This window comes from Acidisoma sp., from assembly GCF_035492295.1.
GTDB lineage: Bacteria > Pseudomonadota > Alphaproteobacteria > Acetobacterales > Acetobacteraceae > Acidisoma.
This window is the reverse complement of sequence record NZ_DATJJK010000190.1, coordinates 37,220-47,115: the sequence shown is the minus strand read 5'-3', so window position 1 is coordinate 47,115 and position 9,896 is coordinate 37,220. Positions and strand designations below refer to the sequence as shown.

The window sequence follows — 9,896 nt, the reverse complement described above, 5'->3', positions numbered from 1 at the left end:
GGCACCTGGATGCAGAGGATCGCCCAGGATTGGCTGGTGCTGACGGTGCTGACCCATCGCAACGCGACGGCGCTGGGTCTCGTCATGGCATTGCAATTCGGGCCACAGCTCCTGCTCCTGCCTTGGACGGGCTCGGCTGCCGATCGGCTTGACCGGCGGCGGCTGCTCATCGGGACGCAACTGGCGATGGGAGTGCTGGCACTTCTCTTTGGCATCCTGGTACTCACCGGCGCGGTGCGGCTTTGGGAGGCCTATGTCTTCGCCTTCCTCGCCGGTTGCGTTGCGGCCTTCGACGCGCCGGCGCGGCAGAGCTTCGTCTCCGAACTCGTGGGACCCGAGGATCTGGCCAATGCGGTGGCGCTGAACTCAGCATCCTTCAACGCGGCGCGAATGCTGGGGCCGGCTGTTGCCGGCCTGACCATCGCGCGCTTCGGTTCCGGCCCTGCTTTCCTGATCAACGGATTATCGTTCCTGGCGGTCATCGTCTCGCTGCTGCTGCTGCGGCGGGATGAGCTCGTGCCCGCGCCGCGTGCGCCGCGCCGCACCGGGGATTTCCTGGAAGGACTGCGCTACGCTTGGAAGACGCCAGAGATTCGGGCCTGTCTCGGCATGCTCGTCCTGCTCGGCACCTTCGGTCTCAATTTTCCGATCTTCATCTCGACGATGGCGACCGGCGTGCTGCATCGCGGCGCCAGCGGCTACGGCCTTCTCAATACCGTCATGGCGCTGGGCACCGTCGCCGGCGCTCTTTTCGCGGCCGGGCGCAGGCGGCCAGGATTGCGCCTGCTCTCGGCAAGTGCGGCGATCTTCGGCCTCGGCTTTCTGCCGGGCGTGTTCTGGCCGAATTTCTGGCTCTTCGCCGTCAGCCTGGCGGTGATCGGCTGCGCCGCGCTGATCTTCGCGACTGCGACCAACAGCCTCATGCAGCTTGCTTCCGTGCCTGAGATGCGCGGGCGGGTGATGGCGCTGCGCATCGCGGTCGCCCTTGGCGGCACACCGATCGGCGGCCCGGTCACAGGCTGGATCGCCGATCATGCCGGGCCGCGGGCGGCCTTGCTGGTGGGGGCAGCCGCCGGTCTCGGTGCTGCGATTGTGGGCCTGCGCGCAAGTTTTCGTCGGTGCCCGGACAGTCCGGCGCCGGTAAAATAAATCTAGACTGGCTCGAAAATCATTCTTTCATGCTTGTTTTACGCTGTTTTGTCAGATCAATTCTTGAATGCGACGAGTTCAAGCACCAAACAACGAAGGTTCGGCTTGCCCACAACCATGAACCGTTTCATGATGAGATAGATTTGGGTCAAAACGCGCGCTGATGAGAAAAATCGGGATCGTCGTTGGCATGATATCCGAGGCGCGCATCGCGCAGCGGGCTGGTTGGGCGGTGGCCGTGGGGGGCGGCCTTCCGATGGGAGCGCGCCGCATGGCCGAGCGCCTTGTAGAGGACGGAGCGACCGCTCTGATCAGCTTCGGCCTCGCCGGGGGGCTCGACCCCAGCATCGAGGCTGGCGCGCTCATTCTCCCCCGCGCCGTGTTGATGCAGAACAGATCCTTCGTCTGCGATCCCGCCCTCTTCCAGGATCTGGAGCAGGAAGCCTCTCCCGTAGACCGCGTTCTCGCCGGTGAGGCGGTAGTCGCCCGCGCCTCGGAGAAGGCGAGCCTGTGGCAGCAGCACGGCGCTGCCGCGGTCGATCTCGAAAGTGGGGTCGTGGCGGAAGTGGCGGCGGCGAGGGGCGTTCCCTTCGCGGTGCTGCGCGCGATCTGCGATCCGGCCTGGCGGGACCTGCCGCGTGCGGCGGTCGAGGCACTGGACGAGACGGGCCGCGTGCGGCCCATGAAAATGGCGGGCATTCTGGCCCGCCATCCTCTCGATATCCTCGGCCTGATCGCGCTCGGGCGGGATGCCGCCCGGGCGCGCCGGTCCTTAATCCGCGGCGCCGAACGCCTCGGACGACTTGCTCCGCGTCACGCGGACCTTGGGCTGAGCCTTGGCCTCTAGCTCGCGCATCTTATCTTCCACATGCTGGTTGAAGACGGCGTAATCCGCCGGACGCTGATTATCGAGGGGAATTTCCGCCGCCATCGCGCCTTCGGTCTTCGGCCCGCGGATGGCGGAGACAGCCATTTTGATCGGGTGACGGATGGCTTCCATGACCGCGGTCGCCTCATAACCGGAATGGACCATGCAATCCGCGCATTTTTCGTAATTGCCGGTGCCGTATTTGTCCCAGTCGGTCGTGGCCATCAGCTCCGCGAAGGTCTTCGCATAGCCTTCACCGAGCAGATAGCAGGGCCGCTGCCAGCCGAAGACATTGCGCGCGGGCTTGCCCCAGGGCGTGCAGTGGAAGGTCTGATTGCCGGCCAGGAAGTCCAGGAACAACGACGATTGGTTGAATTTCCACTTCCGGCCTTTGCCATAGCGGAAGATGCCGCGGAACAGTTCCTTGGTCTTCTGACGGTTCAGGAAGTGCTCCTTGTCCGGGGCGCGCTCATAGGCATAGCCCGGCGAGATCATGACGCCGTCGATGCCGAGGTCCATGGCATCGTCGATGAAGCGGCCGACACGCTCGGGCTGGGCACCGTCGAACAGCGTGGTGTTGATGCACAGACGGAAGCCACGCTTCTTGGCATCCTTGATGGCGCGGGTGGCAACCTCGTAGGTGCCTTCCTGGCTCACCGCGTGGTCATGCATTTCGCGGTCGCCGTCGAGATGGATATCCCAGGCGAAATTCTTGTGCGGCTTGTAGAGGTCGATCTTCTTCTCAAGCAGCAACGCGTTGGTGCAGAGGTAGATGAACTTGCCGCGCTTCAGCAGGCCCTCGACGATCTGGGGCATTTCCTTGTGCAGCAGTGGCTCGCCGCCGGCGATGGCGACGATCGGAGCGCCGCATTCGTCGGCTGCCTCCATGCACTCGTCGAAGGACAGGCGCTGATTCAGGATGGGCGCCGGATAGTCGATCTTGCCACAGCCGTTGCAGGCAAGGTTGCAGCGGAACAACGGCTCGAGCATGAGCACGAGCGGGTAGCGCTTGCGTCCGATCAGATGCTGCTTGACGACATAGGCGCCAACGCGGATCGCTTGATTGAGTGGAACACCCATGAGTGGTCAGCCCCTAATTGTTACGCGACGTCAGCGACTTCAGGCGGTAGGCGGAAACGCACGTCTTCAGGCACGCCGTCAAGCAGCCCGACTTCGACATCCCCGAAGCGACGCAGACCGTCGAGCACATTCTGGACGAGAACCTCGGGCGCCGAGGCCCCGGCGGTAACGCCGACGCGGCTGACGCCGGTGAACCACTCGGCCTTCAGCCCATCTTCATCATCGATGAGATAAGAGGGGCAGCCGAGCTCTTCCGCCAGTTCGCGCAGCCGGTTGGAGTTCGAGCTATTGCGCGAGCCGACCACGAGGATGACGTCGACCTGAGTAGCGAGATCCCGCACGGCCTGCTGTCTGTTCTGCGTCGCATAACAGATATCGCGGACGTCCGGCCCCATGATGGTCGGGAAACGCTCCTTGAGCGCCTGAATGATGCCGCGCGTATCGTCAACCGAGAGCGTTGTCTGGGTCACATAGGCCAGCTTGTCCTCGTCCACGACCGAGAGGGTGCCGACATCCTCGACCGTCTGGACGAGGTAGACCTTGGCGGGGATCTGACCAATCGTGCCTTCGACCTCGGCATGGCCGGCATGACCGATAAGGACAATCTCGCGCTCCTGAGCGGCATAGCGCCGGCCCTCGGCATGCACTTTGGCAACCAGAGGGCAGGTGGCGTCGATTACAGGCAAACCCAGGCTTACCGCCTCGTCCTGCACCTTCTTGGCGACTCCATGTGCGCTGAAGACGGTGATAGCACCTTCCGGTACCTCGTCTAGCTCGTCCACGAAGACCGCGCCGCGCTGGCGCAAATCCTCCACGACATGGCGGTTATGAACGATTTCGTGACGGACATAGATGGGCGGACCGTATTTCTTCAACGCCCGCTCCACGATGTCGATCGCGCGGACGACGCCGGCACAAAACCCGCGCGGCTGGGCCAGGAGGACACGCATGATGTCTGGTCTTCTCCAATTCGTTGGCCACCTGTCCCGCAGAGCTTCGGACGGGCACCTGGATCTCGATGGCTCGCAAGCCACTCATATCAACCGATAAGCAATTGCCGAAGCCGCGGCAAGGTATTGCTGCACCGCAAGGACAGAGCTCACGAAGCCGTGGGTTGCCGGCAAGGCTTGTTTTCGGATGACCCTTCTTTACAAGGCCGTGCCACCGGCGTCCGTTGCTGCAAAATTGTCGCGGCTGGCGATGACAGGACGTGGCAGAAGCCCAAGATCGGCAAGCAGGGCGGTTACCTCCGCCGCACTGGACCGGCCTGCGTAAACTCTGGAAGGCGGCGGCCCTGCCGCAAGGATGCATGATGGTGGCGTCAAGGCGCGTGTTTCTGACGGCGTTGGGATCAACAGCGCTCTTCCCCGCTCTGGGCTGGGCTGATGCTGGCACTGGGCCTACTGCGCCGGTGGAGGCTCTCAATCAGGCATTGATTGCGATCATGAAGGCGGGCGATTCGACCCCTTTCCTGAAACGCTTCCAGATGCTGGCTCCGACCGTCGACCAGGTTTTCGATCTTGCGCGCATTCTCCGGGTCTCGGTGGGCGCCTACTGGTCGACCTTGCCGGCCGCCCAGCAGCAAAAGCTGCAGCAGGTGTTTCGCAGCTTCATCGTTGCTACCTATGTCGCGAATTTTCACAGTTATAACGATGAGGTATCTTCCGTTTCTCCGACGACACGGGCAGTGGGGGCGCAGCAGGTCGTGGCGAGCACCCTGGGCAAGCCCTCCGGCGACAGTCTGCGCATCGATTACGTCATGGGTCAGTCCGGGTCCGGTTGGAAAATACAAGACATTCTTCTGGACGGCACGATAAGCAGGGTGGCCGTGCAACGGTCCGACTTCGCATCGCTCCTCTCAGATGGGAATGCAAGCCGGCTCATCGCTAGTCTGGAGCAGAAGGTCTCGACCCTCTCCTCCGGTGCCATCAGTTCGTAAACCCCGGCCAGCGCCGGTCTTGGAGCCGCCCTCGTCTTGACCCTTATCGCTGACGCGACCGCACTATTCGCCGCGGCCGGCCTCGTGCAAGCGGGGGTCGCCCTCTCGGCGGTCAAGCGGTTCAACCTGAGGCCGCGACCTCAGTTCCCGCTGCGCCCGGCGGTCACCATCATGAAGCCCCTGAAGGGGGACGAACCATTGCTGGAGGCAGCGCTTGCCTCCTTCTGCACGCAGTCCTACCCCGACTATCAGTTGGTCTTCGGCGTCCAGGACCGGAACGACCCGGCCATCGCCGTCGTGGAGCGCCTCCGCCGCCTCTTCCCCGAGCGCGACATCGCCCTGGTGGTCGACGAAACGCAGCATGGCGGCAACCGCAAGATCGCAAATCTCATCAACATGTGGCCGGCGGCCAAGCATGACGTCATCGTGCTGGCCGATTCGGACGTGCATGTGACGCCGCAGTTCCTGGAGCGGATCGTGGGCGCGCTGGACGAGCCCGGCGTCGGTGCGGTCACCACGCTGTATTCCGGCGTGCCGAGCGGACGCAGCCCCGTCGCGGCGTTTGGCGCCGCGCAGATCAATCATTTCTTCCTCGGCGGTGTCCTGATCGGCCGCATGCTTGGTCGGCAGGATTGCCTGGGCGCGGCGCTGGCGCTCAGCCGCAGCACGCTCGTGCGGATCGGAGGGCTTCCGGCCCTGCTGCCGCATCTGGCTGATGACGCGGCGCTCGGCCATCTTGTGCGGCGGCTCGGCCTGCGCGTGGCGCTCGCCTCCAGCATCGTCGTCACGACGGTCTCGGAGGAAACGGTCGCTGAGCTCTTCGGGCACGAATTGCGCTGGGCGCGGACCATCCGTGCGCTGGAGCCGCTGACCTATGCCACGACCATCCTGCAGTTCCCGGTCTTCTGGGCGCTTCTCACCATCCCGGCTTCGGACTTCAGCCTTTGGTCGTTGGGCTTTCTGGCGGTCGTCTGGTTCGCCCGCGCCCTGGAGATGCGTGCCATGACCCGGCAGCTGGGGCGCGGTACCTTTTCCGGCTGGCTGTTGCCGGCACGGGAATTTTTCTCGCTTGCCGTGCTGTTCGCGAGCTATTTCGGCAATCGGGTCGTTTGGCGCGGCAGCAGCATGGCTGCGGTCGCCAACCGGCGGCAATTGAAAGCCCGCTCTGGCAAGCTCAGCTTGAGCAAGTTACGGTTCGGCAAGACAGGTCGGCTTACTCGGGGTATCAATCACCTATGATGAAAACACTCTTCCTGCAGCCTCCCTCCTTCGACGGTTTCGATGGGGGTGCTGGTTCGCGCTATCAGGCGCGGCGGGAAATCAAATCCTTCTGGTATCCGACCTGGCTCGCCCAGCCGGCAGCCCTCGTGCCCGGCAGCCGCCTGATCGACGCGCCGCCGGCCCGGATGGGCATGGCGCCGATCCTGGAGGACGTGAAGAACCGCGACCTCGTGATCATCCATACCTCGACGCCCTCCTTCCAGAATGACGTGAAGGTGGCGGAGCAGCTGAAGGCCACCAACCCGGCCGTGAAGATCGGCTTCGTCGGCGCGAAGGTCGCGGTGCAGCCGGCCGAAAGCCTGGCGGCCTCCACTGCCGTTGATTTCGTCGCCCGCAATGAGTTCGACTTCACGATCAAGGAGATCGCAGAAGGACGCGACTGGGCGGAGGTCGACGGCATCTCCTACCGTGACGCTGCCGGCGAGATTAAGCACAACCGCGACCGCGCGATCCTGGAAGACATGGATCAGCTGCCGTTCGTGACCGATGTCTATAAGCGCGATCTGAAGATCGAGGATTATTTCATCGGCTATCTGATGCACCCGTATATCTCGATCTATACGGGCCGCGGCTGCAAATCCCGCTGCACCTTCTGCCTCTGGCCGCAGACCGTGGGTGGCCACCGCTATCGCGTGCGCAGCCCGGAGCACGTCGCCGCCGAAATCAAGCAGGCGATGAAGGACTTCCCGCAGGTGAAGGAGTTCTTCTTCGACGACGACACCTTCACCGACAACCTGCCCCGCGCCGAGGAGATCGCCCGCGAACTGGGCAAGCTCGGCGTCACCTGGTCCTGCAATGCCAAGGCCAATGTACCGCGCAAGACGCTGGAAGTGCTGAAGGCCAACGGCCTGCGGCTGCTTCTGGTGGGCTACGAGAGCGGCAACCAGCAGATCCTGCACAACATCAAGAAGGGCATGCTGGTCACCACGGCGGAGCAGTTCACCAGGGACTGCCACGAACTCGGCATCAAGATCCACGGCACCTTCATCCTCGGTTTGCCCGGCGAGACGAAGGAGACGATCGAGGAAACGATCCAGTTTGCGACGCGCATCAATCCGCACACGATCCAGGTCTCGCTCGCCGCTCCCTATCCGGGCACGGCGCTTTACAAGCAGGCGCTGGAAAATGGCTGGCTCGATGCGAAACATGCCGAGCTGATCGACGACAGCGGCATTCAGATCGCTCCGCTCAGCTACGAGCATCTGACCCACACCGAAATCTTCGACAACGTGGAAGTCTTCTACAAGCGGTTCTATTTCCGCCGCTCGAAGATCGGCTCCATCGTCTGGGAGATGCTGGGCAACCGGCAGATGCTGGTGCGGCGCCTGCGCGAGGGCGTGGAGTTCTTCCAGTTCCTGCGCGAGCGGCACAAGATCGCGGCGTAGGTCGCAGCGGTCGGCCAAACCGGTAGACCCGTGGGCCGAGCGCGGCGGTTCGCATCCCGGCATTGATGACCTCCGTGGGACAGGCTCCGCGCCGCGCGATCTTCTCGGCCGATGATTTCGGCCTCTCTCTCGCCGTCAACGAGGGGATCGAGCGCGCGCATCGCGAGGGTCTGCTCTCGACCGCCAGCCTGATGGTGGCGGGGGAGGCGGCGGCGGATGCGGTGCGTCGGGCGCAGCGGATGCCCGACCTCAAGGTCGGGCTGCACCTCGTCGCCATCGAAGGTCCTGCGGTGCTGCCACCTTCCGACATCGCCGCCCTGTTGGACGTCGAAGGGCACATCCCTTCGGACCAACTCGGCCTTGGCTTGCGCTACGCCTTCAGTCCGCGCGTGCGCGCGCAGCTTGCGCGGGAAATTGCGGCTCAGTTCCGTGCCTTTGCCGCGACCGGCCTGCCGCTCGACCATGCCAATGCCCATAAGCACATGCATTTGCACCCCTATGTCGGTGCCCGGCTGATGGCGGAGGGCAGGGGCCACGGGCTTCGGGCGCTGCGCATTCCAGCCGAACCGGCGGCGGTGATGACCGCGCTTGGCGCCCGCCAAGGGATCGGCGCCCGCGCGCTGCTTGGCTGGACCCGGCTGCTGCGCCGGCAGGCGCGACGGGCCGGGCTCACCACCAACGACTATGCCTTCGGCATCGCCTGGAGCGGCGGCATGACCGAGAGCCGGTTGTTGCGGCTGTTACCGAAACTGCCCGCAGGCCTGAGCGAAATTTATTTTCACCCCGCGGCCGGCCGTGATGCGCTGCTCGACCGGCTCATGCCCGGTTATGCCCATGAGGGCGAGTTGGCGGCGCTGCTCAGCCCTGCTCTGCGGACCGCCGTCCGGGATCAGCATATCGTGTCCACGACCTATTCGCGCGTCGTCGCGTCGGCTTAGGTTTGGCGCACGGCTGCAATGCTGTGCCGGTGCCCATGCCTGGGGAGGAGAAGGAAGGCGAGCCCAGCGGCGAGGGCGAAGAGCAGCATCACGGACGCGACCGCGGCAAGGCCGAATGAGGTGAACAAGAGCGAGACGAGCGCGCTGGAGATCGTGGCGCAGACCATCTGAAAGGACGCCAGAACCCCGCCGGCAACGCCTGCGATTTCGGGGATCGGATCCAGCGTGCCATGGCTCGCATTCGGTGCCACGATCCCGAAGCAGAAGGTCACCAGGACGAACAGGGGCACAAGCAAGACGAGGCTCACCGGCCCCGAGATCGCCAGCACTGTCAGCAGGGCCGTGACCGCAATCATGCAGACAAGGCTGATGGGCAGTAACGGCAGATGATGCGCGCCCTTGGCGCTCAACCAGCCGTTCATCGCCGCTCCGAAGACAATCCCAAGGGCCGTGCAGGCAAAGAGGAGCCCGTATTCTGTCGGCGTCGTCTGATAGAGGCCGATGAGCACCAGGGAAGAGCCGGAAATATAGGCAAAGGCGCTGCCGAAGCCGAAGCCGTAGATCAGAAAATGACCGACGCAGGATCGGTTTCCGAATAGCCGCCGGTAGCCGGACAGGATGCCGGCGCCCGGGCGGCCTCGCTCCAGTCGGCGTGATTCCTCATAGCCGACAGCGCTGACCAGAACGACGATGAAGGCAATAATCGCCAAGCTTCCGAAAATCGCTCTCCAGGAGGCGAAAGCGAGGATCCCGGCGCCAAGCGTCGGGGCGATGACGGGCGCGAAATTCAGGACGACCGTCACCAGGGAGATCCGTGTGCGCGCCGCGGCACCCGAAAAAAGGTCGCGGACGATCGCCAGAGCGATGGTGATGCCGGCGCCAGCGCCGGCGCCTTCCAGCAGGCGGCCGATCAGCAGCATGCCGATGGATGTCGAGACAGCGCAGAGAAGCGACGCGACGGCGAAAAGCAGCAAACCCGCCACGAGCACGGGCTTGCGTCCAAAGCGATCCGATATCGGGCCGTAGAGGAGCGGCGTCGCAGAGAAGCCGGCCATGAACAGGCTGATGGTCAAGGCGCTCAAACCGGACGTCGTCTGAAGGGATTGGGCGATATGACCCAGGGCTGGCAGAGCCATATCGGTTGCCAACGGAGGCATCGCGGACATTGCGCCGAGCAGAATCACAAAGGCAGCTGACTGTGGCCGAATATGCATGAGAGAGCCTAGCCCAGGATGAGCGCCGCTCTATCGGCGATC

General features: G+C 64.0%; 9 protein-coding genes. 6 read left to right on the top strand and 3 right to left on the bottom strand.

The annotated features are described in order from the left end of the window. Together VL752_RS14300 and VL752_RS14295 are read left to right on the top strand one after the other, a co-directional pair. A partial coding sequence (locus VL752_RS14300; RefSeq protein ID WP_325356398.1) for an MFS transporter occupies nucleotides 1–1,149 on the top strand: 1,149 nt, incomplete at its 5' end. A 190-nt stretch (nucleotides 1,150–1,339) separates the two neighbouring features. Next, on the top strand, nucleotides 1,340–1,996 hold the full coding sequence (locus tag VL752_RS14295) for a hypothetical protein (protein ID WP_325356396.1): 657 nt from the start codon (nucleotides 1,340–1,342) through the stop codon (nucleotides 1,994–1,996). Here the strand turns inward: VL752_RS14295 and hpnH are convergent. Together hpnH and ispH are read right to left on the bottom strand one after the other, a co-directional pair. Further along, nucleotides 1,922–3,097 carry an adenosyl-hopene transferase HpnH gene (hpnH, locus tag VL752_RS14290; protein ID WP_325356394.1) on the bottom strand — a complete coding sequence of 392 codons (1,176 nt, stop codon included), beginning with the start codon at nucleotides 3,095–3,097 and terminating at the stop codon, nucleotides 1,922–1,924. The genes VL752_RS14295 and hpnH overlap by 75 nt on opposite strands. 20 nt (nucleotides 3,098–3,117) lie before the next feature. Continuing rightward, nucleotides 3,118–4,047 carry a 4-hydroxy-3-methylbut-2-enyl diphosphate reductase gene (gene ispH / locus VL752_RS14285; RefSeq protein ID WP_325356392.1) on the bottom strand — a complete coding sequence of 310 codons (930 nt, stop codon included), beginning with the start codon at nucleotides 4,045–4,047 and terminating at the stop codon, nucleotides 3,118–3,120. A gap of 359 nt (nucleotides 4,048–4,406) precedes the next feature. Between ispH and VL752_RS14280 the strand changes: the two genes are divergently transcribed. From VL752_RS14280 to hpnK, 4 genes are all read left to right on the top strand, one after another. Continuing rightward, nucleotides 4,407–5,036, top strand: coding sequence for an ABC transporter substrate-binding protein (locus tag VL752_RS14280; RefSeq protein WP_325356390.1), 630 nt, complete (start codon nucleotides 4,407–4,409; stop codon nucleotides 5,034–5,036). Between the two features lie 36 nt (nucleotides 5,037–5,072). Next, a complete protein-coding gene (gene hpnI, locus VL752_RS14275) occupies nucleotides 5,073–6,275 on the top strand; it encodes a bacteriohopanetetrol glucosamine biosynthesis glycosyltransferase HpnI (protein WP_325356388.1) in 1,203 nt (400 codons plus the stop codon). Beyond that, the gene (hpnJ, locus tag VL752_RS14270; protein WP_325356386.1) at nucleotides 6,272–7,702 is read left to right on the top strand and encodes a hopanoid biosynthesis associated radical SAM protein HpnJ; all 1,431 of its coding nucleotides are present in this window, start codon (nucleotides 6,272–6,274) and stop codon (nucleotides 7,700–7,702) included. The genes hpnI and hpnJ overlap by 4 nt, the downstream gene beginning before the upstream one ends. Before the next feature lie 65 nt (nucleotides 7,703–7,767). Then, nucleotides 7,768–8,640, top strand: a complete 873-nt coding sequence (hpnK, locus tag VL752_RS14265) for a hopanoid biosynthesis-associated protein HpnK (protein WP_408863129.1) — start codon at nucleotides 7,768–7,770, stop codon at nucleotides 8,638–8,640. Here hpnK and VL752_RS14260 read toward each other — a convergent pair. After that, nucleotides 8,637–9,854 (bottom strand): multidrug effflux MFS transporter, encoded by a 1,218-nt coding sequence (locus tag VL752_RS14260; RefSeq protein WP_325356382.1) that lies wholly within the window; start codon nucleotides 9,852–9,854, stop codon nucleotides 8,637–8,639. The two genes, hpnK and VL752_RS14260, sit on opposite strands and share 4 nt — an antisense overlap. Nucleotides 9,855–9,896: the final 42 nt, after the last annotated feature.

What these genes read in the sequence shown, in the direction of transcription:
- VL752_RS14295 (WP_325356396.1), top strand. Translation starts at nt 1,340, where the DNA reads ATGATATCCGAGGCGCGCATCGCGCAGCGGGCTGGTTGGGCGGTGGCC.
- hpnH (WP_325356394.1), bottom strand. Translation starts at nt 3,097, where the DNA reads ATGGGTGTTCCACTCAATCAAGCGATCCGCGTTGGCGCCTATGTCGTC.
- ispH (WP_325356392.1), bottom strand. Translation starts at nt 4,047, where the DNA reads ATGCGTGTCCTCCTGGCCCAGCCGCGCGGGTTTTGTGCCGGCGTCGTC.
- VL752_RS14280 (WP_325356390.1), top strand. Translation starts at nt 4,407, where the DNA reads ATGATGGTGGCGTCAAGGCGCGTGTTTCTGACGGCGTTGGGATCAACA.
- hpnJ (WP_325356386.1), top strand. Translation starts at nt 6,272, where the DNA reads ATGATGAAAACACTCTTCCTGCAGCCTCCCTCCTTCGACGGTTTCGAT.
- hpnK (WP_408863129.1), top strand. Translation starts at nt 7,768, where the DNA reads ATGACCTCCGTGGGACAGGCTCCGCGCCGCGCGATCTTCTCGGCCGAT.
- VL752_RS14260 (WP_325356382.1), bottom strand. Translation starts at nt 9,854, where the DNA reads ATGCATATTCGGCCACAGTCAGCTGCCTTTGTGATTCTGCTCGGCGCA.